This is a genomic window from Pseudaeromonas sp. HNCC25DJ180 (assembly GCF_055413345.1).
In genome coordinates this window covers 184,925-210,525 of record NZ_JBVAYF010000001.1, presented here as the reverse complement: position 1 = coordinate 210,525, position 25,601 = coordinate 184,925, and the positions used below count along the sequence as shown (strand labels likewise).

At 58.7% G+C, this 25,601-nt stretch carries 25 protein-coding genes; 10 read left to right on the top strand and 15 right to left on the bottom strand.

The genetic code is table 11. From position 1 onward, the window contains the following. Positions 1-14: 14 nt before the first annotated feature. Complete coding sequence (gene rraB, locus ACZYTD_RS00945; protein WP_463888467.1) at positions 15-350, top strand: ribonuclease E inhibitor RraB; 336 nt, start codon at positions 15-17, stop codon at positions 348-350. A gap of 74 nt (positions 351-424) precedes the next feature. Here rraB and ACZYTD_RS00940 read toward each other — a convergent pair whose 3' ends face one another. From ACZYTD_RS00940 to ACZYTD_RS00930, 3 genes are all read right to left on the bottom strand, one after another. Then, the gene (locus ACZYTD_RS00940; RefSeq protein WP_463888464.1) at positions 425-1,072 is read right to left on the bottom strand and encodes a DedA family protein; all 648 of its coding nucleotides are present in this window, start codon (positions 1,070-1,072) and stop codon (positions 425-427) included. Between the two features lie 126 nt (positions 1,073-1,198). After that, a complete protein-coding gene (locus ACZYTD_RS00935) occupies positions 1,199-2,164 on the bottom strand; it encodes a bifunctional helix-turn-helix transcriptional regulator/GNAT family N-acetyltransferase (RefSeq protein WP_463887969.1) in 966 nt (321 codons plus the stop codon). Between the two features lie 66 nt (positions 2,165-2,230). Next, complete coding sequence (locus ACZYTD_RS00930) at positions 2,231-2,428, bottom strand: hypothetical protein (protein WP_463887966.1); 198 nt, start codon at positions 2,426-2,428, stop codon at positions 2,231-2,233. A 144-nt stretch (positions 2,429-2,572) separates the two neighbouring features. Here ACZYTD_RS00930 and ACZYTD_RS00925 point away from each other — a divergent pair, with 144 nt between their 5' ends. Further along, on the top strand, positions 2,573-3,922 hold the full coding sequence (locus tag ACZYTD_RS00925; protein ID WP_463887963.1) for an SLC13 family permease: 1,350 nt from the start codon (positions 2,573-2,575) through the stop codon (positions 3,920-3,922). A 6-nt stretch (positions 3,923-3,928) separates the two neighbouring features. On the opposite strand, the gene cbl is transcribed toward ACZYTD_RS00925, so the two are convergent. The 6 genes from cbl to ACZYTD_RS00895 form a co-directional block, all read right to left on the bottom strand. Further along, a complete protein-coding gene (cbl, locus tag ACZYTD_RS00920; RefSeq protein ID WP_463887960.1) occupies positions 3,929-4,876 on the bottom strand; it encodes an HTH-type transcriptional regulator Cbl in 948 nt (315 codons plus the stop codon). A gap of 56 nt (positions 4,877-4,932) precedes the next feature. Next, positions 4,933-6,000 (bottom strand): sulfate/molybdate ABC transporter ATP-binding protein, encoded by a 1,068-nt coding sequence (locus ACZYTD_RS00915; RefSeq protein ID WP_463887957.1) that lies wholly within the window; start codon positions 5,998-6,000, stop codon positions 4,933-4,935. Positions 6,001-6,057: 57 nt separating this feature from the next. Continuing rightward, positions 6,058-6,918 (bottom strand): sulfate ABC transporter permease subunit CysW, encoded by an 861-nt coding sequence (gene cysW / locus ACZYTD_RS00910; RefSeq protein WP_463887955.1) that lies wholly within the window; start codon positions 6,916-6,918, stop codon positions 6,058-6,060. Beyond that, positions 6,915-7,754 (bottom strand): sulfate ABC transporter permease subunit CysT, encoded by an 840-nt coding sequence (cysT, locus tag ACZYTD_RS00905; RefSeq protein ID WP_463887953.1) that lies wholly within the window; start codon positions 7,752-7,754, stop codon positions 6,915-6,917. Before cysT ends, cysW begins: the two co-directional genes overlap by 4 nt. A gap of 310 nt (positions 7,755-8,064) precedes the next feature. Next, on the bottom strand, positions 8,065-8,628 hold the full coding sequence (locus ACZYTD_RS00900) for an RBBP9/YdeN family alpha/beta hydrolase (protein ID WP_463887951.1): 564 nt from the start codon (positions 8,626-8,628) through the stop codon (positions 8,065-8,067). A gap of 34 nt (positions 8,629-8,662) precedes the next feature. Beyond that, on the bottom strand, positions 8,663-9,670 hold the full coding sequence (locus ACZYTD_RS00895) for a sulfate ABC transporter substrate-binding protein (protein WP_463887949.1): 1,008 nt from the start codon (positions 9,668-9,670) through the stop codon (positions 8,663-8,665). A gap of 400 nt (positions 9,671-10,070) precedes the next feature. Between ACZYTD_RS00895 and ercA the strand changes: the two genes are divergently transcribed. Continuing rightward, positions 10,071-11,219: an alcohol dehydrogenase-like regulatory protein ErcA gene (gene ercA, locus ACZYTD_RS00890; RefSeq protein ID WP_463887947.1), complete on the top strand. Its 1,149-nt coding sequence runs from the start codon at positions 10,071-10,073 to the stop codon at positions 11,217-11,219. Positions 11,220-11,277: 58 nt separating this feature from the next. On the opposite strand, the gene ACZYTD_RS00885 is transcribed toward ercA, so the two are convergent. Continuing rightward, complete coding sequence (locus tag ACZYTD_RS00885; protein WP_463887945.1) at positions 11,278-13,395, bottom strand: alpha-amylase; 2,118 nt, start codon at positions 13,393-13,395, stop codon at positions 11,278-11,280. 480 nt (positions 13,396-13,875) lie between these two features. Between ACZYTD_RS00885 and ACZYTD_RS00880 the strand changes: the two genes are divergently transcribed. The 3 genes from ACZYTD_RS00880 (at position 13,876) to ACZYTD_RS00870 (ending at position 16,100) form a co-directional block, all read left to right on the top strand. Then, positions 13,876-14,301, top strand: a complete 426-nt coding sequence (locus tag ACZYTD_RS00880) for a hypothetical protein (protein WP_463887942.1) — start codon at positions 13,876-13,878, stop codon at positions 14,299-14,301. A 109-nt stretch (positions 14,302-14,410) separates the two neighbouring features. Beyond that, positions 14,411-15,772, top strand: coding sequence for a molecular chaperone (yegD, locus tag ACZYTD_RS00875; RefSeq protein WP_463887940.1), 1,362 nt, complete (start codon positions 14,411-14,413; stop codon positions 15,770-15,772). A gap of 43 nt (positions 15,773-15,815) precedes the next feature. Continuing rightward, the gene (locus ACZYTD_RS00870) at positions 15,816-16,100 is read left to right on the top strand and encodes a hypothetical protein (protein ID WP_463887938.1); all 285 of its coding nucleotides are present in this window, start codon (positions 15,816-15,818) and stop codon (positions 16,098-16,100) included. A gap of 31 nt (positions 16,101-16,131) precedes the next feature. Here the strand turns inward: ACZYTD_RS00870 and ACZYTD_RS00865 are convergent, their stop codons facing one another. Then, positions 16,132-16,857 carry a hypothetical protein gene (locus tag ACZYTD_RS00865; RefSeq protein ID WP_463887935.1) on the bottom strand — a complete coding sequence of 242 codons (726 nt, stop codon included), beginning with the start codon at positions 16,855-16,857 and terminating at the stop codon, positions 16,132-16,134. A 147-nt stretch (positions 16,858-17,004) separates the two neighbouring features. Here ACZYTD_RS00865 and ACZYTD_RS00860 point away from each other — a divergent pair, with 147 nt between their 5' ends. Continuing rightward, the gene (locus ACZYTD_RS00860; RefSeq protein WP_463887932.1) at positions 17,005-17,787 is read left to right on the top strand and encodes a 1-acylglycerol-3-phosphate O-acyltransferase; all 783 of its coding nucleotides are present in this window, start codon (positions 17,005-17,007) and stop codon (positions 17,785-17,787) included. Positions 17,788-17,901: 114 nt separating this feature from the next. Here ACZYTD_RS00860 and yggU read toward each other — a convergent pair whose 3' ends face one another. The 3 genes from yggU to ACZYTD_RS00845 form a co-directional block, all read right to left on the bottom strand. After that, the gene (yggU, locus tag ACZYTD_RS00855; RefSeq protein WP_463887931.1) at positions 17,902-18,207 is read right to left on the bottom strand and encodes a DUF167 family protein YggU; all 306 of its coding nucleotides are present in this window, start codon (positions 18,205-18,207) and stop codon (positions 17,902-17,904) included. Beyond that, positions 18,207-18,758 (bottom strand): YggT family protein, encoded by a 552-nt coding sequence (locus ACZYTD_RS00850; protein WP_463887928.1) that lies wholly within the window; start codon positions 18,756-18,758, stop codon positions 18,207-18,209. Before ACZYTD_RS00850 ends, yggU begins: the two co-directional genes overlap by 1 nt. Positions 18,759-18,862: 104 nt before the next feature. Then, complete coding sequence (locus ACZYTD_RS00845; RefSeq protein ID WP_463887926.1) at positions 18,863-19,567, bottom strand: YggS family pyridoxal phosphate-dependent enzyme; 705 nt, start codon at positions 19,565-19,567, stop codon at positions 18,863-18,865. 38 nt (positions 19,568-19,605) lie between these two features. Between ACZYTD_RS00845 and ACZYTD_RS00840 the strand changes: the two genes are divergently transcribed. The 3 genes from ACZYTD_RS00840 to yaaA are packed head-to-tail and all read left to right on the top strand — an operon-like array spanning position 19,606 to position 22,577. Continuing rightward, on the top strand, positions 19,606-20,640 hold the full coding sequence (locus tag ACZYTD_RS00840; RefSeq protein WP_463887923.1) for a type IV pilus twitching motility protein PilT: 1,035 nt from the start codon (positions 19,606-19,608) through the stop codon (positions 20,638-20,640). Between the two features lie 10 nt (positions 20,641-20,650). Then, the gene (locus ACZYTD_RS00835) at positions 20,651-21,757 is read left to right on the top strand and encodes a PilT/PilU family type 4a pilus ATPase (protein WP_463888461.1); all 1,107 of its coding nucleotides are present in this window, start codon (positions 20,651-20,653) and stop codon (positions 21,755-21,757) included. Between the two features lie 28 nt (positions 21,758-21,785). After that, a complete protein-coding gene (gene yaaA / locus ACZYTD_RS00830; RefSeq protein WP_463887921.1) occupies positions 21,786-22,577 on the top strand; it encodes a peroxide stress protein YaaA in 792 nt (263 codons plus the stop codon). A 21-nt stretch (positions 22,578-22,598) separates the two neighbouring features. Here yaaA and ACZYTD_RS00825 read toward each other — a convergent pair whose 3' ends face one another. Next, a complete protein-coding gene (locus ACZYTD_RS00825; protein WP_463887918.1) occupies positions 22,599-25,400 on the bottom strand; it encodes a bifunctional diguanylate cyclase/phosphodiesterase in 2,802 nt (933 codons plus the stop codon). Positions 25,401-25,601: the final 201 nt, after the last annotated feature.

The following is a 25,601-nucleotide window of genomic DNA, read 5'->3' as shown; positions in this document are numbered from 1 at the left end:
GCGAGATGACCACAATTAACGAATGGCGTGAAGAGACGGATGCCATCATTGAAGAGCTGCTGGAAGATGGCAGCAATCCGGATTCCGAGTACACCATCGAGCACCACTTCGCCAGCCATAATTTCGATCGTCTGGAGAAGCTGGCGGTGGATCTGTTCAAGGCCGGATTCGAAGTAACCGATGCTGAAGAGGTGGAGTTGGAAGATGGTTCGCTGATATTCTGCTTTGATGCCAGCAAGGATGGCACCCTGGCCTCGCCGCGTATCGTCACCGAGATCGAGAGCCTGTTGCCCCTGTGCGAGAAGTATGGGGTTGACTATGATGGTTGGGGCACCTACTTCGAAGAGTAAGTCGGAATTCAATCTGCACCCCTAAATAGAGAGGGCGGCCCATGGGCCGCCCTCTCTGTTATCAACCGCAGGCGTTATGCCGAAGCGCGCTTCATGCGATGACGCACTGAGCCGATGATCATGGGTAGCAGTGAGAAGATGATGATGCCGACCATGAGAATAGTAAAATTCTGTTTTACCGCAGGCATGTTTCCGAAGAAGTGGCCCAGATAGATGAAGCTGGTAACCCAGAGGACCCCACCTGCCAGGTTGAATACCATGAACCGCTTGTAGTGCATGGCGCCCATACCCGCAACAAAGGGGGCTATGGTGCGCAAGATGGGCAAGAAGCGGGTGATAATCACCGTCTTGCCACCATGCTTGGCGAAGAATACCTGAGTCTTCTCCAGGTGATCGCGACGGAACAGCCGGGAGTCAGGATTCTGGAACAGTTTGTCACCGAAGAAGTGACCAATGGTGTAGTTGGTCAGGTTACCCAGCACGGCGGCAATGATCAGTAGGCCTGCCAGCATGTTGACATCAAGAGCCGTGCCCACCGTCAACGCGCCTGCGGCAAACAGCAGAGAGTCGCCAGGCAGGAAGGGTGTCACCACCAGACCGGTTTCGCAGAAGATGATGAGAAACAGAATGCCATAAACCCAGAGGCCATAGTCATTCATCAATGCTTGCAGATGCACGTCAACGTGCAGGATAAAATCGAGTATCAGAGCTAACAGATCCATCATGTGATCCCGGTTACAAAACTGAGCAAATTCTAAGCTATCATCGGGCGGCTCACAATGATTCTTCAGCGTTATTAGCCGAAAGATTTTTTCTTCGTGGGAGGAAACTTTGTGGCCGCAATAGCGTCATCCGTCGCAACCACACTGGCTAGTGACTGGAGGGGCATAGGTTGGGCTCGGTTCTAGGGCCAGGCTCATGCGAATTTCGCAGTCGCAGTGTCCCGTGTTCCCCAGCGGGGCGCACAGGTGTGTGAAGCCCAACTGCTCGTAGAGGCGTGTCGCCTGTGCTAGCGCCGCCGTGGTCTCCAGATAACAGGTGTGATAGCCCGCCTGACGGGCAAAGGCCAGGGCCTGTAGTATCAGGCGTTTGCCCAAACCCTTGCCCCGCAGCTCGGGCAGGAAATACATTTTTTGCAATTCGCAGATCTCTTCATTTGCATCCTGCAGTGGCGCTATGCCGCCGCCACCTAATACTTGTCCCTTGGCATCCGTGATCACCCAATAGGCACGGCCCTCACCTTGAAAATTAGGGTAGAGCCGATCCAGGGCGGGATCGGCCACGCCATAACCCTTGGCGGCACTGAGGCCATGTTCGGCGGAAACTTGACGGATCACCTGGGCGATGGCGGCCTGATCCTCCGGCATGAGCGGGCGTAGGGTTAAGCCCTGCTGCTGCTTGGCCTGGTGTAGCCCGCGCAGATAGAGGGCCAAGCCTTGGCCCAGCTGTTGTTGCTCTGCCGGTGTGAGTTGTGCCAATACATCGGCGGTCTGATGATCCAGATCCCGATGCAGGCGGCCAAGCACCTCTTCTCCCTCGGCGGTCAGGCAGAGTTCCTGGCTGCGGCCATCCAGGGCGTGGGGCTGGCGGGCAACCAGGCCGCGCTCTTGCAGGCGGGTGAGGGGGCGGCTGGTGTTGGATTTATCGACGCGCAGACGCTCGGCCAACTGGTTGTTGGTCAAGGGGCCGGACTCCAGCTCAATCAAGAGGTGGGCTTCGACTGGCGTGAGATTGCTATGGCAGCAGTTAGGGGCAAACAGCCCTAATTCACGAACCAGTTGGCGGGAAAATGCGCGCAGGCTACGGGGATCCATAATGGCACCTCTACTATCACTGATAGCGTGATAGTAGAGCAGCTTGGTTGCGATTCGCAACCAATATTAACGTTGGCTGCGAATGCGCTGTAGTTGGGCATGCCAGGTGCTGTCATCGGCATCCAGCCCTTCGATCAGGCTCCACCAGTGCTGGCCTTTGACTATGCAGGCGCGAACCTCACCCTCAGCCTCATCAAAGGTAAAGATGGCGCCTATGGCTCGACAGGTTTCACTGAGTTGTTGTTGGGCGTAGTGGGTGTTCATATTTCACCTCTGTCACACGTTTGACTCGCAAACTAGCTCTGCATAAAGCTGGCCATTTTTTGTGCTATCTCGGCTTCCCCCGCCTTGGGTAAGTGGCGGGAATCGGGCTAGTCTCAAAGTAGACCGACTGAAGCAGAGGTGGCTATGGCGCACTGGCAGGGGATCAAAGTGGGCTATCTGCTACTGGCCCTGTTTCTGCTCTGGCTGCTGGCCTACCAGCTTCCTCTTGATCCGGTTATCGGCAAGGGGCTGGGTTTATTGAGTGCCATCGCCGTCTTATGGTTGAGTGAGGCTATGCATGTCACCCTAACGGCGATTTTGGTGCCGCTGCTGGCCTCGGGCTTGGGTATCTTGTCGCTGCCTGCCGCCCTGAGCCATTTTGCCAATCCGGTGCTCTTCTTGTTTCTTGGTGGCTTTGCCCTGGCGGCGGCGCTGCATGCTCAGGGGTTGGATGGCTATCTGGCCCAGCGTGTCATTAAGTTGGCGGGGGGACGGCTGAGCCATGCGGTGTGGTGGCTCTTCATCTTTACTGCCTTTCTCTCCATGTGGATCAGTAATACCGCCACAGTCGCCATCATGTTGCCTCTGGCTTTTGGCCTGTTGCGGGAGGTGGATGCCAAGCAGGAGCCGGGCACACACTGTTTTGTGTTGCTGGGGGTCGCCTACAGCGCCAGCATAGGTGGCATGGGCGCCCTGGTGGGCAGCCCGCCCAATGCTATCGCTGCCGCCTATGCCGGCTTGGGTTTTCTGGAGTGGATGCGCTGGGGGCTGCCTGCCATGTTGTTGCTGTTGCCGGTCAGTTGGTGGCTGCTCTACTGGGTGCTCAAACCCCGACTTGATCACCCGGTGGTCGCCGATCTGGCCCAGTGGCAGTGGCAGGCCAGCCGTTGTTGGACTCTGCTGCTGTTTCTCTTCATAGTCGGACTCTGGCTCTTCTCGGCACCGCTTTCGGCGCTGTTCGGCGGCTTCGAGCAGTTCGACAGTGGGGTGGCGCTGTTGGCCGTGGTGCTGGTGGGGGGCTCTGGGCTCGCCAGCTGGCAGCAGATCGAGACCCAGACCGAGTGGGGGGTGCTCTTGCTGTTTGGCGGTGGTCTCTGCCTCTCGGCCGTATTGCAACAGAGCGGGGCCAGCCTCTTCCTGGCTCATCATCTGCTCACTTGGCTGAGTGGGGCACCGCTCTGGCTCTTGCTGTTGGCCATCGCCAGCTTTGTGGTCTTCCTGACCGAATTGGCTTCCAACACCGCCACGGCGGCCCTCATGGTGCCGCTGTTTGGCAGCATGGCTCAGCTGCTGGGGGTCGATGCGGGGCTGATGGCCATCATGGTGGCGCTGGCGGCCTCGTGTGCCTTCATGTTGCCGGTAGCCACGCCCCCCAACGCCATGGTGTTTGCCACCGGGCGGGTGCCCCAGTGGCAGATGATCCGGGTCGGCTTGCGCTTGAATCTGGTGTGCAGTCTGCTCCTGGCGGCCATGGTCTACCTCTTTGGCCGCTGAGCGGCCTCAGATCTCGTAATCGAGAGGGGGCTCGTTGCCCAGTGCCTGGGCCTGGATATCGGCCAGGCTCAATTCCGGATTACAGAGCTGGATGAACTGCCAGGCGTAGTTGTGCTGGTATTGACCCCGTTTCAGGCCAATCCAGGCGGTATGGGGGGCAAACAGGTGGCTGGCATCCAGTTGCACCAGTCCTTGGTCCCGCTTGGCATCGAAGGCCATGTCGGCCAGTATGCCGACCCCCATATCGAGCTCCACATAGGTTTTGATGACATCCGAGTCTTGGGCGGTCAGCAGGATCTCCGGTTGCAGCTGGGCGGCGGCAAAGGCGTCATCGACCCGGGCACGGCCAGTGAGCCCCGCCTGGTAGGTGATGATCGGCCACTGGGCAATCTGGGCCAGGGTCAGTTCCGGCTCCAGAGTCAGGGGGTGTTGCTCCGGTACCACTATGTTGTGATGCCAACGGTAGTAGGGGAAGGCGACTATCCCTTCGCTGCGATCCAGGCGCTCACTGCTGATGCCGATGTCGATATCGCCCCCTTGCAGCAGGCGCACTATCTCATCGGGGCCCGCCTGTTGCAGCTCCAGTTGTACCTGCGGAAACTGCTGGCGGAACGCCTTCACCACCCGAGGCAGGGCATAGCGTGCCTGGGTATGGGTGGTGGCCACATGCAGGCGGCCATGTTCCCGGTTGGCGAAGGTGTCGGCCAGTTTGCGGATGTTGTTGGCATCGTTGAGCATGCGCTCGGCTATGATCAGCAACTCCTTGCCAGGCTCTGTCATGCCCAGCAGGCGCTTACCATGGCGGATGAAGAGCTCGATCCCCAGCTCCTCCTCCAGCTCGCGAATATGCCGGCTAACCCCGGACTGGGAAGTATAGAGGGCGTTGGCCACCTCGGTCAGGTTGTAGTCGCGGCGAGCGGATTCCCGGATGATGCGCAGTTGCTGAAAGTTCACCCCACCCCTCCTTCTAGTTTGCAGTTGGCAGAGGAGGGGCAGCGACTGCCCCTCCATTAGATCTCATAGTCTGGATAGAGTTGGGCCTGTTTGGCCACTAACTGTACCGTCTGACCCGGCAGCAGGAACTTCACCTCTTCCTTGCTCAACTCGGCCTCGAATAGTGCCCCATTTGTGCCGTCATTACCACGCAGTTCCACGCGGATGCGCGGCCCCATGGGCAGCAGGCGCTCTATGGTGGCACTCACCCCCTCCTGGGCATCGGCAGGCAGGATCTGCAGCTCATGGGGGCGCACATAGGCCACGGCGGCACTGCCTTGGGCCAGATGGGTGGGAGTGTGACCCTTGAGGGTCTGATTGCCGATCCCCAAGCCCTGCCCGGCTACGCGGCCATGGAACAGATTGACGCTGCCCAGGAAGCGATGGACGAAGGGGCTGGCGGGTTGATCGTATACCTCAGCCGGGGTGCCGATCTGCTCGACCTTGCCGGCATTCATCAACACCACCCGATCGGCCACTTCCAAGGCCTCTTCCTGATCGTGAGTGACGAACAGGCTGGTCACATGCAGTTCATCGTGCAATTGACGCAACCAGCGGCGCAACTCCTTGCGCACTTGGGCGTCCAGGGCACCGAAGGGCTCATCCAGCAGCAACACCTTGGGTTGCACGGCCAGGGCGCGGGCGAGCGCGACCCGTTGCCGTTGGCCGCCAGAGAGTTGGGTCGGGTAGCGGCTGGCCACATGGCCCAACTGCACCAGATCCAGTAACTCTTTCACCTTGGCCTGAATGGTGGCCTCATTGGGGCGGATGCGGCGGGGTTTGACCCGCAGGCCGAAGGCCACGTTCTCGAACACCGTCATGTTGCGGAACAGGGCATAGTGCTGGAAGACGAAGCCCACATTGCGTTCGCGCACATGCAGGTCCGAGGCATCTTCGCCGCGGATCAGGATGCGACCGCTATCGGCCTGCTCCAGGCCGGCAATGATGCGCAGCAGTGTGGTCTTGCCGCAGCCGGAGGGGCCCAGCAGGGCGACCAGCTCCCCATCCTTGAAGTCGAGGTTGATGTCGCTCAGGGCGGCATACTGGTTGAAGTGCTTGTTGAGTTGCTGAACCTGAATACTCATGGGGTCACCTATCTAAATTAATGCGGGCACTGTGCACACTAAGGCTGGGCTAGCCGGTTAATGGGGGCGGCTGGCGCCGCGCAGGCGCGTCAACAGGGTTTCGCCCAACAGGGTGAAGATGCCAAACAGCGCCAACAGGCTGGCCACGGCAAAGGCCGCGCCGGTCTGATATTCGTTGTAGAGGATCTCGATATGCAGCGGCAAGGTGTTGGTCTGGCCGCGAATGTGGCCGGAGACCACGGAGACGGCACCAAACTCGCCGACGGCTCGGGCGGTGGAGAGCAGCAGGCCGTACATCAGACTCCAGCGGATGCTGGGCAGGGTGACGCGCCAGAACATCTGCAGACCGCTGGCTCCTAGTACCATGGCGGCCTCCTCCTCTTCCGGGCCGCGAGCCTCCATCTGGGGCAGCAGCTCGCGCACCACGAAGGGCACAGTGATGAAGGTGGTGGCCAGGATAATGCCTGGGGTGGCGAAGATGATCTTGATGTCATGGGCGCTCAACCACTCGCCAAACCAGCCGCGGCTACCAAAGAGCAGCACCAGCATCAGACCGGCAATCACGGGCGAGACCGAGAAGGGCAGGTCGATTATGGTGATGAGCAGTTGGCGTCCGGGGAAACGGAAGCGGGCTATGGCCCAGGCCGCCGCCAGACCAAACACTAGGTTCATCGGTACGGAGAGCAAGGTCACCAGGCCGGTGAGCCCCATGGCCTTCAGAGCATCAGTTTCACTGATGGCATGCCAGAAGAAGAGCAGGCCGGGCCGCAGCGCCTGAATGAAGATGGTCGCCAGGGGCAGCAGCAGCAGGACGGCAAACCAGCCGACCCCCAGGGCGATGAGCAGCCATTTGACCCAACCCGGTTCGCGGGTGACTTGCTGAATTGGTGTCACTGTGATGGTGATGGGCTCGCTCATGCGCGGCTTCCTCCGATACGCTGCCAGCTCCAGGCTTGCAGCTTGTTGATGAGTAACAACAGGATAAAGGAGAGGGAGAGCATCACTACGGCAATGGCCGAGGCGCCAGCATAGTCATACTCCTCCAGGTGACTCATGATCATCAAGGGCGCGATTTCCGAGACCATGGGCAGGTTACCGGCGATGAAAATGACCGAGCCGTATTCACCCACAGCGCGGGCAAAGGCCAGGGCGAAGCCGGTGATGAGTGCCGGCACCAGGCTGGGCCAGATGACTCGCACGAAGGTTTGCAGTCGGTTGGCCCCCAGGCTGGCGGCCGCCTCTTCCAGCTCGGTCTCGCTCTCCTTGAGCACGGGCTGCAGGGTGCGCACCACAAAAGGCAGGCCGATGAAGGTCAGGGCGATCACCACCCCTATGGGGTTATAGGCCAGCTCGATGCCGAAGGGTTTGACCAGCTGACCAATCCAGCCGTTCGGCGCGAAGATGGCGCAGAGGGCAATACCGGAGACGGCGGTGGGCATGGCAAAGGGGAGGTCGATGAGCAAGTCGACCAGACGGCGGCCGGGAAACTGGTAGCGCACCAGGATCCAGGCCAGGATCAGGCCAAACAGACTGTTGAGCGCCGCAGCGATAAGCGCGGCGACGAAGCTCAACTTGAACGAGGCAATGACGCGAGGTTCGCTGACCACCAACCAGAATTCGGCTGCCGTCAGGTTGACCACGCTGTAGAGCACCAGTGCCGAGATGGGCAACAGCACCAGGAGCCCCAGATAGAGCAAGGTGAACCCTAGCGTGGGGCCGAAACCGGGTAACACGGAGTAGGAACGAAATCGCATAACCATCCCTTTTGTAATAAACAAATTCACTTTAATAAGGTGATTGTGCTGATTGGCGTGCGGGCAAACAAATATCAATAAGCCATTTGCTAAGCACTTTTTTTGCTAAGTGAGCCAAAGCCCGCCGCCACGGCAGGAATGGGCGCTTGGCCCGGTCGCAGGGGATGATATAGGTTCTATTGAGGCTTTTTTGTGGGGTTTTATGTTGGTTTAAGCTAAGGCGTGAATTTTTCATGCATATATTAGAAATAAATAGCCTAAGTCGGCCGAGCTTGATGGGCTGGTTAGCCACAAAAATGCATAAGCACTCTCAGGCTAGAGTCTGGGCTAATTCCCGGACCTGGTGACTCTGGGGGAAGCGACTCTCCTGCAGCAGTTCGGCCAGCAGCGTGAGCCCCTCTGACCACTCGCCATGGCCCGACTGGGCATTGATATGACCCGCTTCGCCTATATCAATCAGCGGCACTTGCCACTGCTGGCTCCAGTAGTGGGCACGCTCCACGCTCATCCAGGGATCGTTGCGGCTGGCGACTAGCCGGGCAGCAAAGGGCAGGGGAGAGGCCAACTCCCGATCGGCAATGGCGAAGTTAGCCGGGTCGGCGGGGGCGACGATAAACAGGCTGGCGATCTTGTCGGCGTGACGGCGGGCCGCCGCGATGGCGGCCAGGGTGCCAAAGGAGTGGGCCACGAGATGCACCTTGCCCGAGCTGTACTGCAGCAGTTCGGCCACCCGGTTACTCCAGCTGGCGAGTTCGGCGCGCTCCCAGGTCTGCCCGGTGACGCGCTGCCAGTGGGGAAAATGGCGGTGCCAGTGGCTCTGCCAGTGATCCGGGCCGCTATTATGCAGCCCGGGAACCAAGACTATCTCATCCATCTGGAACTCCCTGTCGAGGTGGGTGGCGAAGGGCTCAACGCCCCTGTTGATAGAGCTGGTCGAACAGACCACCCCGGGCGAAGTGCTTCTTCTGGGCCTTATCCCAATTGCCTTCCAGATCCTGCACGGTAAACAGGCTCAACTGGGGAAATTGCTTGCTGAACTCCTGGGCAATGGCTGGCGAGGTAGGGCGGTAGTAGTGCTTGGCTATGATGCGCTGCCCTTCATCCGAGTAGAGATACTCCAGGTAGGCCTTGGCCACCTGCTCGGTACCATGTTTCTTGGCTACCTTGTTCACCACGGCGACCGGCGGTTCGGCCAAGATGGAAACAGAGGGGGTGACCAACTGATACTTATCCCTGTTCTCCGGCTGGTTTAGCACCAGCAGGGCTTCACTCTCCCAGGCGATGAGCACATCTCCCAAGCCCCGCTCGATGAAGCTGGTGGTGGCACCTCGGGCGCCAGAGTCCAGCACCTTCACATGCTGATAGAGATTGGTGACAAACTTTTGGGCCTCGGCTTCGCTGCCGCTCTTTTTCAGGGCGTAGCCCCAAGCGGCCAGATAGTTCCAGCGGGCCCCCCCCGAGGTCTTGGGATTGGGGGTGACAACGGAGATGTCATCGCGGACCAGGTCGTCCCAATCCTTGATCTGCTTGGGATTATCCTTGCGTACCAGGAAGACGACGGTGGAGGCAAACGGCGTGGCGTTATGGGGCAGGGCGCTCTGCCAGTTGGCATCGATGAGTTGGGTCTGGGCAATGGCGTTGATGTCATAGGCCAGAGCCAGGGAGACCACATCGGCTTCCAGACCATCCCCTACAGAGCGGGCCTGTTTGCCTGAGCCGCCATGGGATTGGTTGACCACCAGAGTGTCGCCGGTTTTGGCTTGCCACTGCTTGGCAAAGGCGGCGTTGTACTCCTGAAACAGTTCACGGGTTGGGTCGAAGGAGACGTTGAGCAGTGTCACTTCGGCCGCCTGTGACTGACTCAGGGGGAAAAGTAGGGTTGAGAAGAGGGTCAAAGAGGCGAGAGACAACTTCATAACAGGACTCCACAATATTTTAATGGTGCCAGCATGCCTGAGCGGCTTATCTACTCGAACCAATAAAAAGCGCTTTGCTTATCTCATTTATATATATAACGCCCTGTGTGGCGACTGGGTTGGGCTCCTTCTGGGTCTCGATTGCAATCGAGTGAGATAGCGGCTCCCACGCCTGACCCAAGGGAGATGTTCTGCTTGAGCTTTGATAGTGGTGTAGATAAGAGCATCGGGGCTCTGGTCGATTGGGGGCGCGGATGAACATGCTGGGGGTCACTCCGCAGATCCAACCCATCACACTTCACCTTATTGCTTACCGCCACACACCTTTATGTATGGGTGAACTAGGCTATCTGTATATCCGTCGGGATACATGAACTGGATGGCTTAACGAGGGGGCACCATGGAGTGCAGAAAACATATGGCACCCGAGTATCTCTTGGGAGGGGGCGCCATCGAAACGCTAGGTGATTACCTGACGCAATTTCTGGCCAAACGGGTGTTGTTGGTCACCGATCCTGGCGTCATTCAGGCGGGCTGGGTGGATCGGGTGTTGCCACAGTTACAGCGGGCCGGAGTCGAGTATTGGTTGTTTTCGCATTTGACACCGAATCCCAAGGACGCCGAGGTGATGGCGGGAGTTGAACTCTATCACCAGCATGAGTGTGACCTGATAGTGGTGGTCGGCGGCGGCAGCCCCATGGATTGTGCCAAGGGTATTGGTGCCCTGGTTAGCAATGGTGGCACTCTGCTGCAGTTTGCCGGCTTGGATCGGGTGCCAAAACCGGGGCCGCCCCTCATCTGTATCCCAACCACGGCTGGCACCGGGGCTGAAGTGTCGCGCTTTGCCATCATCACTGACACGCTCAGCAATGTGAAATTTGCCATAGTGAGCCCGACCATGGTGCCCACACTGGCATTAATCGATCCGGTCACCACCACGACTATGTCGTCTGAGTTGACGGCCGCTACCGGTATGGATGCGCTGGTCCATGCCATCGAGGCTTATGTTTCGACGGCCAGCTCCCCCATCTCGGATCTCTATGCGTTAGAGGCGATCCGACTCATCTCTGGCTCGTTGCGTCAAGCGCTAGCCCAGCCTCTGGAGCTGCAGTATCGGGAGTCCATGATGTTGGGTAGCCTGTTGGCTGGCTTGGCGTTCAGCACCGCCAGTTTAGGCTTGGTCCACGCTATGGCGCACAGCCTGGGGGGGCTGCTGGATCTGCCGCACGGGGAGTGCAATGCCCTCTTGCTGGAGTATGTGGTGGCGTTCAATTTTGCGGCGATCCCGGCCCGTTACCAGCAGGTGGGGATAGCCATGGGGCTGCCTATGAAGGGGATTAGTGAGCCAGAGCAGAAGATCCGTCTCATAGCGGCGCTCGCGGGTCTGCGGCGTGATGTCAATCTGGCCCACCCCCTGCGCAATCTGGGGGTGAAGGCCGAGGATATTCCCCTGTTGGCCCGCAATGCGCTGCTGGACCCCTGTTATATTACCAATCCAGTACAGCCTGACGTGGAGGAGATAGCCCATCTCTATGAACAAGCCTTGTAAGAGGCGAGCAGGCATAAAAAAGCCGACCCTGAGGTCGGCTTTTTTCATCGAGAGGGGGTTACCCCTTGCGGCCGGCGAAGACCACCATCACCTTGTCTTTGCCCTTTTCCCGGACAAAGGCGTAGGGGGCATCGCTCAGCTTCTTGTGGCTACCACCGGCAATGGCCGGGTGCTGCTTACGGAACTGACCCAGCTTCTGCCAATGTTTGACCAGCTCGGCTTTCTCGCCACTGGCCAGCTCGCTCCAGTTCATGTCGGAGCGCAGGGTCTGATCAAACACCCCATCCCCCTTCATCAGGCCGCGGCCTGATTCATCGCCGTAGTAGATCTGCACCCCACCCGGCAGCAGCATGAAGCTGTTGGCGATGCGGCGCTGCAGGGCAACATCCTCATAGTCACCGAAGAAGAGCTTGGTATCGTGGGAGGAGATGTAGCTCAGCACGTTAAAGTTTGGATCCGTATTGATGGTGTTCGCGTACTTGGCATAGGTGGGCTCGGCCGTGGTCATGCACTGGGCATTGTTCAGGGCATCACGCTGATAGTCGAAGTTGATAATGGAGTCGAAGCCATTGTCGAACCAGAGATCCTTGTTCATGCCGTGATCCCATACCTCACCCACCATGAAGAAGGGCAGATCGTCCACCTTCTTGCTGGGATTGGCGGCCTTCCACTCCTTGAGGGCGGCATTGGCTTCTTTCTTCAGCTTGGCCCAGGCCTGGGGTTCCAGGTGCTTGACCGTATCGCCACGGAAGCCATCAATACCAAACTTGCGTACCCAGTCGGTATGCCACTTCACCAGGTAGTCGGTGATGGTGGCGTTCGGCAAATCCTTGGCATTGGTATCTTTCTTCGCCTTGAGTACCGGCGGCAGGCTCACATACTTGGTGGATTCGGTGAGGAAGTCCGGCAGGCCGCCCACGGCGCTGGTGACATCATCGGTACCAGGCTGTTGGTAGCCCGGCAGACCGGCGCGCACCCATTCCGGGCCCCACCACTTGCTCCATTCGGCAGACAGATAATCGATATTTTGGGTAACGCTATTCCAGTTGCCATAGAGACCTGCAGGTTTCCACTCTGACCAGCGGGCTGGCAGCTTGTCTTGATTGGTGACCACGCCTTGGGGGCCCACATCTTGCAGGTCGGCCAGGGTGGCATAGCCCACATGGTTCATTACCACATCCAGCACGACGCGGATGCCGCGCTTGTGCGCCTCATCCACCATGGTTTTCAACGCGGCTTCATCGCCGTAGTTGGGGTCAATCTTGGTGAAGTCCAGGGCCCAGTAGCCGTGATAACCATAGAAGGGGAAGGTGCCATTCTCGCCACCACCGACGAAGCCATGCACCTGCTCCACCATGGGGGTGATCCAGATGGCGTTGACACCCAGGTTCTTGATGTAGTCCAGCTTCTCGGTAATGCCCTTGAAGTCACCACCGTGCCAGGTACCGATCTCATCCTTGCCATCTTTCTTGCGGCCGAAGGAGTTGTCGTTGCTGGGGTCGCTGTTTTTGAAGCGGTCGGTCAGCATAAAGTAGACGGTGGCGTTATCCCAACTGAAGGGGTGTGCCTGGCTCTTGACCGGCTCCAGCAGTAGCACGCCTTCACTCTCGGGGGCCGGGGTTAGGGTGATCTTGCCACCCTTGACGGTGGCGGTTTGGCCTGAGTAGGCATCGCGCAGCACAGTGCCATTGGGCCAGCTCTTACCAACGCTGACACTGACCGCTTTGCCATCCCATGCCTGGCAGTCGACGGCGGGTGGTTGACGCTTGAAGCTAGCGGCCTTGGTGGCGCGCAGTACCTTCAGGGTCGGAGCCTGGGGATTGGTGTTGTCCAGGGTGAAGTCGTAGTCACCGGCCAGCAGCACCTTCAGTTGATAGGTTTGATCCTTGGCACAGCTGCTGAGCGGATTGTTCTTGCCGAAGGGCAGGGGCGCAGCGGTGGCCGGACCGAAGGTGGTACCACAGCTCTTGGCCTGGTCGGCTATCTGGATCTGGTAGCTACCCTTGGCCAGTTTGGTGGTCACCAGATATTGATTGTTGCCACGGTACTTGAGCGGTTGTCCATTGGCCTGGTTATTGACGGAGAGATAGAGGGGCGTGGCGATAGTCTCGGCCTGGGCGCTGGTGGCCAGCAGGGCGGAGAGTGTCAGCAGCGCCAGTTGACGGGGCTGGAACATGGGTAAATACCTCAATGATGGCAATTGCGCCCATTCTAGGGAGTGTGGTCTGCAAGGTTTAGCCAAGTTTTGCAAAATGTGATGTCGGTCTACATGGTGGCGTTTTCAAGAGCCCCATGGCCCGTCGGCGCCTGACGCTCTGTGCGCCTGGCGACGCGCAAGTTCGCCCTTAATCGCAGGCAATCTGATGTGATTGAAGCTGGTTGCTTTGACTGAGGTTGACTATGCTTAAAGTGCCACTGAAAGCAATTTCATGTGGAAGCCACTTTGCCCGCCCGTTCCTTGCAGGAGGACGGGCGCTTTTTATGTATATAAATGATTAATATGGAGATTATTTATTTATATTTTTATCAGTAAAATGAGAGCCAGTTCTATAAAGTTCCCGCTTTTTTACGATAAAAATATATAAGGATTTTAGCTTTCCCCTTGGTCGCTGTTGGTGCTAAACCCAGTATAGAGGGGCTGCTATGGAGGGCAGGTATGAGAGTCTTTGCGTTGCTGGCGGCTGTACTGTTGCTGGCTTGTACCGATTGCATGGCACTAGAGCTACAGAAGTGCTGGCCCCAGTGTGATGCCGATCTGTCGTTGCCCGTGTTTAAAGCGGGCCCTGCCGGGGCCCGAGTCAGCCTGAGCCTGCCTCTTACCGCTTCCGATTTGGCCTCCCGTGCCGCGGCGGGTGATCTCTCTCCTGCGGCCTCAACCCTGCCGCGGAGTGAGGCCTCTGGGCTCACACTCAAACATGCCCGCCCCGAGCTCTCCTGGCGTGGTGACGAGTATCGGGGGGCGGTGCGCCTGTATGGCAACAAGGTCCGTTTCAAGATGCAGAGCCTGGATCAGGCCCAGCAGTTGCAGTTTACCGTCAAGCCCGATGAGGTGAAGCTGCAGTTGCAGTGGCGTTTCAACTAACCAGGCGCTCCAACGCTAAGTCAAACCACATCCAGGGTGGGCAAGGTCGGCCCATTTCCGTTACCATCACCTCCTTTTGCAAAATGCAGCCCAGAGCTGAGGGGGAAGAATGCGGATTGGTTTTGATTATGGAACCTCCAATTGTGCGGTGGCGCTCTGGCAGGATGGCCTGGTACGGCGTCTGCCTCTCGAAGGGCGTGAGCTCTATCTGCCTTCGACTCTGCATGCTCCCCACCGCGATGCGATTGCCGATCTGTTGTTGCCCCAGGTCGCGCCGGCTCAACGAGCCCAGTTTATTAGCCAGCGGGAGCTGGCCATTGCCAAGGGGCCGCGTCTGCGTGCCAACCTTGAGGATGAGGGCTTGGAGTACCAACTGCTGGTGGGGCGAGCGGCGACCGATTGCTATCTGGCGGCGCCGGAGGAGGGCTACTACCTCAAATCCCCCAAGTCCTTTCTGGGGGCCACCGGCCTTTCTGACTCCCAGATCCAGCTATTTCGCGACATAGTGGCGGCCATGATGGCCACCATCAAGCAGCGGGCCGAGGCCGAACTGCAGGCGGAAATTCAGCAGGCGGTGATCGGCCAGCCGGTCAACTTTCAGGGCTTGGGCGGCGAGGAGAGCAATCGCCAGGCGCGGCAGATCTTGAGTCAGGCCGCCGCACTGGCCGGTTTTAGCCAGGTGGAGTTCCAGTATGAACCTGTGGCGGCCGGTCTGGAGTTCGAAGCCAGCCTCAGCCAGGAGCAGGTGGTGTTGGTGCTGGATATCGGCGGCGGCACCACAGACTGCTCCATGTTGCGGATGGGGCCGGAGCGGGTGTTGGCCTCATCGCGGCAAGAGGATCTGTTGGGGCACTCGGGGCAGCGTCTGGGGGGCAACGATTTCGATATCCGCCTGGCGGTGGCCGAGCTGATGCCCCTGTGTGGCTTGAATGCCAGCAATCGTCGCGGTTTGCCCATGCCGAGTAAGCTGTTTTGGGATGCCATGTCCATCAACGACGTCCAGGCTCAGGGGCGTTTCTATGCGCCGGAGACGGTGCGTCTACTCAAGCAGTTGGTGTTGGATGGGGCTGACTCGAAGTTGCTGGCGCGCCTGGGTTGGGTGCGCGAGCATAAGCAGACCCACCATCTGGTGTGGGAGGCGGAGCAGGCCAAGATCCAGATGAGTGGCGACGAGCACTTCTCGCGTTTTGTCACCCTGCTGAATGAGGAGCTCAGCGTGCCCTTCAGTCACGGCCGTTTTGCCGAGGTGAGCCTGCCTTTGCTGGAGAAGATAGGCGAGCTGGCCGATGAGGCAGTGCGCCAGGCGGGGGTGACGCCTCAGGTGATCTTCGTCACCGGCGGCACGGCGCGTTCGCCGGTGATCCGGGCTTGGTTGCAGCAGCGCTTTGCCGGCAGCCAGATAGTGGAAGGGGATCACTTCGGTAGCGTCATCGCGGGCCTGGCCCGTTGGGCCGAACGCTGCTTCGGCTGAGTGGCGCGCCATGGTTACAACCCATAACGAGAGGAGAGAACGAGTGGAACCACAAGCCGAACAACAGAGCGATGATGCGATCTTCGATGAGGCCACCTTGCTGGTGGTGCTGGAGAACCAGCTGGCCGATAACCACCCGATCCGGGTAAAGGAGACACTGCTACGTCTCTCCCTGACCGGTCATGAGCGGGAGGAGGCCATGAGCCTGATGGCTTGCGCCCTGGCCGCCGAGATCCTGGCCATGGAGCAGGAGTCCCGCTCCTTTGACGAAACCCACTACGGCGCGCTCCTGGCCTCTTTGCCCGAGATGCCCTGGGCCGAGGAGTAAACGGCGTCGTGATGGCCCGAGAGAGGCGATGTTAGATGGCGCCGCCGTAGGGTAAGACCACCTTCTGCACCTGGAACTCCTGGCTCCAGCGTGCCGCACTGCGCGCCGAGTAGTCGAGCTCGGTACGCACCTCTTTGATGTGGAAGCGGCGTAAGTCCTCTGGTGGCAGCACGAAGTGGCCGGGGGCATTGTAGGGCGGCAGTTTGCCGATCCAGCAGACCCGCTCATCCACGCCGATGCGCTGGAAGAAGATTTGCTCCACCGAGGCCTGTTGACGCAGGCGGATCAGCTCATTGCTGCTGCGGGGGGCATCGTGGCGGGTGAACAGCTCCGGCTGCTCCTGTTGCAGCAGTTGATAGTGCACGTTGCCCTGCCAGGCGACGATGGCGCCGGGGGCAATCAGCTTCTTGTTGGCGGCAGGAAAGAGGTAGTTGGCGCAGCTCCCCAGACAGAGGCGCGGCACTTCCAGATTGATCTTCTCATCATGCAGCCAGTAACCCAGGGCCATGGCCGCTTCGTTGTCGCCGCCCCGGGAGTCCACCTCCAGAATATGGATCTTTTTATCCTGCACCAGGGTGCGTAGGCGATGGACGCTGGCCCAGTCTATGGGGCCGACCAGCGTGGCGCGGCCACTCTCACCATTGGCACTCACCCCTTGAGGTGGCTCGGTAGGCAGGCTGCTACAGCCCGCGAGCAGGGCCAAGCCCCCTAGCAGTGCGAGCAGGGTAGGGGCTGGACAGTGATGGGGATGGCGCATGGGCGGCTCCAGGGCGAAAAATCAATTCGAGCGAGTCTAACGGATGGCAGCGGAGGGAGCCAGTGATCCGCGGCTCATCCATAGGGTAATACTGGCGAGGGGCGCGGCGGGTGGTATACTGCCCCCCTTAATCAGTGAGGGACTATTATGCTCAAAATTCTGCGTCTGGCCGTGCTGGGGATGCTGATGCTGGTCTGGTTTGTCTTGGGGCTGCTGCTCTGTCTGCTGCGTCCGCGTCATCGCACCAACGTCTATTGGCTCTCTTGCCGCATGATGCACCAGGCCTGCCCGTTACTGGGGATCAAGGTGCGAGTCATCATTCCTGACGCATGTCGGGATCTGGGCCCAGCCGTCTATGTAGCCAACCATCAGACTAACTGGGATATCATGGTGATGACCGGGGCCGTGCGGCCCGGTGTGGTGGCGGTAGGCAAGAAGAGCCTGCTCTGGTTGCCGCTGTTTGGTCAGCTCTTTTACCTCTCCGGCAACATCCTCATCGATCGCAGCAATCGCTCGCGGGCCATAGATACCATACGCCAGGTGGTCGAGAAGATCCGCGGCCAGCGCCTCGCCATCTGGATGTTCCCCGAGGGCACTCGTTCCTTGGGCCGTGGTCTCTTGCCATTCAAGACCGGCGCCTTCCACACGGCCATGCAAGCCGGGGTTCCCATAGTGCCCATTGTTGCCTCCAGTTATGCCAAACAGATCGATCTGAATCGTTGGGACAACGGCGAGGTGGTGATTGAGATGCTGCCGCCACTCGACTCGACCCAGTGGGAGCGAGATCAGGTGCGGGAGTGTTCCGAGCAGGTGCGAGCGATCATGAAGGCTAAATTGCAGGAGCTGGATGGCCGAGTGCGCCGCCCCGCTGGCGAGGTGGCGGTAGCGGACCGCTTGGCACCGGAGCAGAGTAATCAGCACGACGCATGATTGTCCCTTAGGTCCGGTTTTTGACAACCAAGGCAGCCAGCTGGCTGCCTTTTTGCTGCCCTGAAAAACTGCAGGGGAAAACTGCTCGGAAAAATAGGGCGTGAGCGTTGCGGCTTAGTGGGGTTGGGGGTTGGCCGCGAGCAGCTCGGCAATCTCGGTGGGAAACTGCTTGGGGGCCGAGATGGTGACCGTTTTGTGGCGTCCGAGCTCGCCTTTGACTATGGTCACCTGCCCCTTGGCCACCTTGAACTGCTTGGCCAGGAACTTGATGAGGTGGCTATTGGCCTGGCCATCGATCGGTGGTGCCGTGATGGCCAGTTTGAGTTCGTCGCCATGGAGCCCTTGAAACTGGTCGCGGCTGGCCTTGGGCTGGATATAGAGATCCAGCCACAGGGTATCGCCCTCCTGGCGCAGGGCCATCAGAGCATGCTCCACAGGGGGCCAAACAGATCACTCAGCAGGTAGTTGAGCGCCTGCAGACCGATGAACAGCACCAGTACTGAGAAGTCCAGGCCACCCATGGCCGGTATGATGCGGCGTATGGGGGCGAGCAGGGGCTCCGTCAGCTGGGTCAGCACATAGTCTATCGGGCTGCGGCCCTGACTGACCCAACTGAGTAGGGCGCGGGCCACCAGCATCCAGAACAGCAGAGAGCCCGCCTGTTTGAGCACCAGCAGGCCGCTCACCATCAGGAGCCCCAGCCAGTCGGCTTGGATCATACCGAGCAACTTGAGGCTGGCATATTTCAGCAGCGCCACCACCAGGGCCAGCACCACGGCCGCCAGATCCAGGCCGCCAATACTGGGGATCATCCGGCGCAGGGGGGCGAGTATGGGCTGGGTGGCCTTGACGGTAAACTGGCTCAAGGGGTTATAGAAGTCGGCGCGGACCCATTGCAACCAGATGCGCAGGATCACCACCATCAGAGAGAAGTTGAACAGGGTATCGAGAAGAAAATAGAGCGTCTGCATGGGTGTCCTTCAGTTGGTTGAATAAGTGTCAGGTATTCTCATGGCGCCAGAGGGTCTGCTCGCTGAGAATGCGATATCCTGGCCCATGATGCCAGTTTGTGCTGCTAGAGAGAACCGTACTCGCGAGTGCCGAAGATGGCGGTGCCGATCCGTACCTGGGTGCTGCCACAGGCTATGGCGGTGGTCAGGTCATGGCTCATGCCCATGGAGAGGGTGTCCAGTTGCGGGTATTGCTGCTGCAGATCCAGGTAGAGCTGTTGCAGACGACGGAAACTTTCTGACAGTATGGCGCCATCCTCAGTATTTTCGGCGATTGCCATCACTCCCCTGAGCGTTACTCTTGGTAGCTCATGAATCCTGCTGGCGAGTGCAAAAACTTCGGCTTCGGTCGTACCCGACTTTTGGCTTTCTCCGCTAATATTAACCTGAATGCAGAGGTTGAGTGGGCCAAGGGCCTCCGGGCGTTGCTCATTCAGGCGCTCGGCGATTTTGAGACGGTCGACACTCTCCACCCAATCAAAGTGTTCGGCCACGATTCTGGTCTTATTTGATTGTAGCGGGCCAATAAAGTGCCATTCGATATCGGTTAAACCGGCTTCGTGCAGGGCTTGCACCTTGCCGACGGCCTCCTGGGCATAGGATTCGCCAAAGTGCCGCTGTCCAGCCTGATAGGCTTCGAGGATGGCAGCCAGGGGTTTGGTCTTGCTGACGGCCAGTAACTGGACCGTGTGTGGTTGACGTCCGGCCGCTTGTGCGGCCAGTTCGATTTGTTTTTGTACCTGCTGCAGATGTTGCGCTATGTCGCTCATGTTCTCACTGCTATTCGCTGAAGGGAGTTTGGATACACATGGATATCACAGAGTTATTGGCATTTAGTGTAAAGCATAAAGCCTCGGATCTACACCTCTCCGCGGGTGTGCCACCCATGATCCGTGTGGATGGTGATGTACGGAAAATCAACCTACCATCGCTGGAGCATCGTCAAGTTCATGCTCTGGTCTATGACATCATGAATGACCATCAGCGCAAGGAGCTGGAAGAGAACCTTGAGGTCGACTTCTCCTTCGAAGTGCCGAACTTGGCTCGTTTCCGGGTGAATGCCTTCCACCAGAATCGGGGGGTGGCCGCCGTATTCCGGACCATTCCCAGCACGGTATTGACCCTGGATGAGCTGGCTGCTCCAGAGATCTTCCGCCAGCTCTCTGAGCTGCCACGCGGCCTGGTGTTGGTAACCGGCCCGACAGGCTCGGGTAAGTCCACCACCTTGGCGGCCATGATTGACTACATCAATGACAACTTTCACCACCACATTCTCACCATTGAAGATCCCATCGAATTCCTGCATGAAAACAAGCGCTGCCTCATTAACCAGCGGGAAGTCCACCGGGATACCTTAGGCTTCAGTAACGCCCTGCGTTCGGCGCTGCGGGAAGATCCGGACATCATACTGGTGGGGGAAATGCGGGATTTGGAAACCATTCGTCTGGCGCTGACGGCGGCCGAAACCGGTCACCTGGTGTTTGGTACCCTGCACACCAGCTCGGCTGCCAAGACCATAGACAGAATCATCGACGTGTTCCCTGGGTCGGAGAAGGATATGGTTCGTTCCATGTTGTCCGAGTCGTTGCGGGCGGTTATCTCTCAGACCCTGCTCAAACGTATCGGCGGGGGGCGGATTGCGGCGCATGAGATCATGGTCGGTATCCCCGCCATCCGTAACCTGATCCGGGAAGATAAGATCCCCCAGATGTACTCAGTGATCCAAACCGGGATGATCCATGGCATGCAGACCATGGATCAGTGTCTCAAGCAGATGGTTGCGCGTGGTCAGATCTCGGTACAGGATGCCAAGATCAAGGCCTCTGACCCTAACAGCATCTAAGGATAAGATGATGAAGCTCGATAGCTTATTGAGACTTTTGATCGACAATCACGGTTCTGACCTGTTCCTGTCGGTGGGGATCGAACCCTGCCTCAAGGTGCATGGTCGCTTGACCACCCTGGGGACGGTACGGCTGGATGCCGAGATGGTGGCCGAGTTTATTCAGGAGGCCATGAGCCCCGAGGCCTATAAGAAGTATTGCGTCGCTCATGAGGCCAACTTTGCCTTGCAGCGCCCAGAGCTGGGACGCTTCCGTATCAGTTGTTTCTGGCAGATGGGGGTCCCGGGCATGGTGGTGCGTCGCATCATCACCGAGATCCCGACCATGGAAGAGCTCTTCCTGCCGGGTGTGCTGCGGGAGATCGGCTTGGCCAAGCGAGGCCTGGTGCTGTTTGTCGGGGCGACCGGGGCGGGTAAGTCTACCACCCAGGCGGCAATGATCGGCTATCGCAATCAGAGCACAGAGGGGCACATCCTCACCATCGAAGATCCGGTGGAGTTTGTGCACCAGCATGGGCGTTCGCTCATCACCCAGCGTGAGGTGGGCTCGGATACCGAATCCTTCGATTCTGGCCTCAAGTGCGCCCTGCGTCAGGCGCCCGATGTGATCCTGATAGGTGAAATTCGCTCTCAGGAGACCATGGAGTTTGCCATGTCGTTTGCCGAGACGGGTCACCTCTGTCTGGCGACCCTGCACGCCAACAACGCCAACCAGGCGCTGGAGCGGATCATGCACCTGGTTCCGGTCGAGAAGCACCGCCAACTGCTGTACGATCTCTCCTTCAACCTCAAGGCGATCGTGGCGCAGCAGCTGATCCCGAATCGGGATGGTTCGGGACGGCGGGCGGCATTTGAGATACTGCTGGCTACGCCCCTGGTGAAGGACATCATCCGCAAGGGCGAGATGCACAGGCTCAAGGAGGTGATGGCTCACTCTCGGGAGCAGGGCATGGTGACCTTCGATCAGTCGCTGTTTGACTTGTATCGCATCGGGGTTATTGGTTATAACGAAACCCTGGCTTATGCCGACTCACCCAATGATGTGCGCCTGATGATCAAGCTCGATTCCGGGCAGGATCTGGATTCGGGCCTGCTCAACAATGTTACCGTAGATTAATGTCACACTAGAGTAAGGAAAACGCCCCATGTTGATGCTTCTGTCACCGGCCAAGACGCTGGATTATGAATCGAGGCTCATCACGGCGCGTTATACCCAACCTGAGTTGATCTCGCAAGCGAGTGAGCTGGTGGCGGTTTGTCGCCAGCTCACTCCGGCCCAGCTTGGCACTCTGATGAGTATCAGCGACACGCTGGCCGGGCTCAATGCGGCGCGCTTTGCCCAGTGGCAAACCGAGTCTACCCCAGAGAACAGCCGTCCGGCTTTGCTGGCCTTCAAGGGGGATGTCTATACCGGCTTGGCGGTCGAGGATTTCAGCGAGTCAGACTTGGAGTTTGCCCAGGCTCATCTGCGCATGCTCTCCGGCCTCTATGGGCTGCTGCGTCCCCTGGATCTGATGCAACCCTATCGCCTGGAGATGGGCAGTCGTTTGATGAATCCGCGTGGCAAGGATCTCTACACCTTCTGGGGGGAGAGTCTCACCGAGCGGGTAAATGGGTTGTTGGCCACTCATGAGACGCCTGTGCTGCTTAATCTCGCCTCGGAAGAGTACTTTAAATCCCTGCAACCCCGTGGCCTGCAGTGGCCTTGTATCTCCCCTCTGTTTCAGGATGAGAAAGCGGGCAAGTACAAGATCATCAGTTTCTATGCCAAGCGGGCCCGAGGCTTGATGGCCCGTTACCTCATAAAACAGCGTCTGGATAAGCCAGCCGATCTGCTGGCGTTCAATCTGGCGGGTTACGCCTACTGCCCTGAACTCTCTACACCCGACAAACCGCTGTTTCGCCGGAGTGAGGCGGCAGCTCGCGGCGAGCGGTGACGCCATGTGCTGCTCTTCTCACTACGCCGGGTCGTGGTTCAAGAGTGTCGCGACGGCTTGCTGGGGTAAACAGAGGGCAAACAGGGCGGCCGCTGGCATGGGGGCATGATAGAAGTAGCCCTGGATCTCGCGGATGCCGAGGTCTGTCAGTTTCCGCTGCTGAGGCTCGGTTTCTACCCCTTCAGCCACTATGGCCAATTTCAAGTCGCGAGCCATGTTGATGATGGCGCGTACCAGCAACTCCCCCTGTTTTCCCTCCATCAGGCGCAGTACGAAGCTGCGATCCAGCTTCACCACGTCCAGCGGGTAGTGGCACAGGGTGTTGAGCGCCGAGTAGCCGGTGCCAAAGTCATCTAGTGCCAGGTGAATGCCCAGCTGTTTGATCCTGTGCATCCGTTGTACCGCCTCTCTGGGTTGCTCCAGCAGCATACTCTCGGTGATCTCGATGCAGAGCTGATCGGACTCCATGCCACTCTCTTGCAGAATTTGCTGCAACATGGGCAAGAGAGTGTGGCAGCTCAGGTGGCGGGCGGAGAGATTGACATGGATCTGTAGGCTGGGCAGGCCCTGAGCCTGGCGCTTTTGGTTGAGGCTGGTGCCCAGGCTGCAGGCTTGCTGCAGTACCCAGATCCCCAGCTCTATGATGAGCTGGCTCTCCTCGGCAAAGGGGATGAATTGAGCGGGAGGAATATAACCCACATCGGGATGGGGCCAGCGGGCCAGAGCCTCCATGGCCACTATCTCCTGGCTCGCCACGTCGACTATGGGTTGAAAGAAGAGCTGTAGCTGGTTGTTGCGGATAGCTTGGGGGAGATCCCGTTTGATCAGCGTCAGCCGCATGGACTCCTGCTGCAAGCGGCGGGTGTATAGAGCTATGGGGCGGCGGCGCTGTTTGGCCCGGTTGAGAGCAAAATCGGCCCCCTGCAGTATCTCTTCGGCGCAATGAAATTCGGTGGTACCGATAACGATACCGATGGAAGCCGTGATGGCGAGCTCGGTTTGCTGGATATAGGCCGAGGCGGTGATGAGGCGCAGGCACTCCTTGGCCAGGCGCAGAGGTTGCAGTGGGTGTAGGCGATGGGGGAGGAAGAGGACAAACTCATCGCCGGCGATCCGCGCCAGCCATTGCTCGGGGAAGTGGTGGCTCAACCGCTCTGCTATCAGCTGTAGCAAGGCATCCCCCATGGTGTGACCAAAGGTCTCATTGATGAGCTTGAAGTGGGCAAGATCAATATGCAGCAGGGAAAATATCTCATTTTTCAGCGGATTGATTTGCGCCAGGTGAGCATCGACTCGCTTCAGTAGCTGATGACGGTTGAGCAGACCGGTCAGGGCATCATAGTGGCTCAGGCGGTAGATAGTGTGCTCATTGTTCTTACGCTCGGTGATGTCGCGCGCCGTAATGAGCCAGCCCGCCTGTTGGTCTGTGCCGAGCGGGATCAGGTTGATTTCACAGGGTACTCGCCAGCCGGCCCGACCAACAAACTCCCATTCGAAGGCGCGCTTACCTTCCGTTATCAATAGCTGGAATCGAGCTTGCGAGGTGAGATGATTCCCCGCTTCTGGCGTGAACAGCTTGGCCAGGGGGCTGCCTATCAACTGACCAGGATGGTCATACCCCAGCAGCTGTAGCGATGCCTGGTTAATATTCTGCAGTTGCTCATCCACCACGAGCAGCATGCCGACCGATGCCCCCTGAAACAGGGCGCTGAATTGCTGCTCTATGAGCTGGCGCCCCTGCTCCGATAGCCGGCGGGAGTGTTGCAGTTGGGCTATGATATGGCTGGCCTGGGCAATTTCATCCTGGCCGTCGAGAGGAAAGTGGATGGCCCCTTCATCTTGCGACACCTGTTCGAGCCCCTGCTCCAACAGGGTGAAACGGCTGGAGATCTGGCGTTGGAATAGACGATAAAAGAGCCCAAACAGCAGTATGCTCAGCAGCAGCGTGGTCATGAACCAGACCTGCAGCGAGAGTTTGCCACCTTGATAGAGCGCCCGTGGCGCCTGAACCTCCACCCAGGCAATCGCTTGCTGATTCATATCCCGTATCGGTGCAGAGGCAGTCAGCATCTCGGGGTGGTGCTCAATGGCGATCTCATTTGGCGCACCGGTCACTTCGTTTTGTGCCCTGGCTGGCGAGAGTTCGGGTAAGAGCAATCTTGTCTGGGCCGGGAGCAGGGATTGATAACGAGCCGGAAAGAAGTCGGGGAGCCGGCGGCCCCAAATCATCCAACCCGCCACCGGCCCCTGCTGGCTGCTGGTCAGAACCGGTGTCATGCTGATGAGGTAGGGGAGCCGTTGCAGTGTGAGCAGGCCGCTGACCGGGGTTAATTGTGACTCTGGATGGGGCAGTCGAGATTGCAGTCGGGGTTGTAGACCATGGGGGCCTAGCAGCTGTTGGCGTAGTTCGGAAGTGGGTGTGCTGATCTGGGTTTTATTCTCGCTTAAGATAACGCCTTCCCGGTAGTGACCCTGTCGATCGATAAATAGCATCAGATCTACATCGTTGCTCTGCATGATCGCCGGGCTTAGGTTACGTTGCAAAAAGCGGGGATCTCCCTGGGTGAGCAGAAGATAGGTCTCATCCCAACTGGCCCAGTCTACCGAGCGGTCTGCCATCTGGCGTAGGCTCAGCTGCAGGGCATTTTGCGCCTGGTGATTGGCTGCTCTTATATTTTGATCCTCTATTCTGTCGATAGCGTTCAGATAGAAGAGACTGAGCAAGAGCAGGCCGCTGCCAATGAGCAGCAGCAGCGCGCCGGCAAACAGCACGGTGGCGCGAGTGGCCAATTTACGCTGAGAAAACAGGCTGAACCGTAACATGTATGGCTCCTACCAGCGGAGGAAGTGGCCTGGTTGTGCGGCGAGCCCAGGCTGGGAACCAGCCGTTCGGCGGTCGAACGCAAGAGGCGGTTTCCTCGATGGGAAATCTTCTAACAGCGTAGCAGCCTAAGAGGGGGAGCATGGGGACGGGTGAGTTACCCTGCTGCTAATGACAGGTGTGATATGCAAAATGTAAAAGGG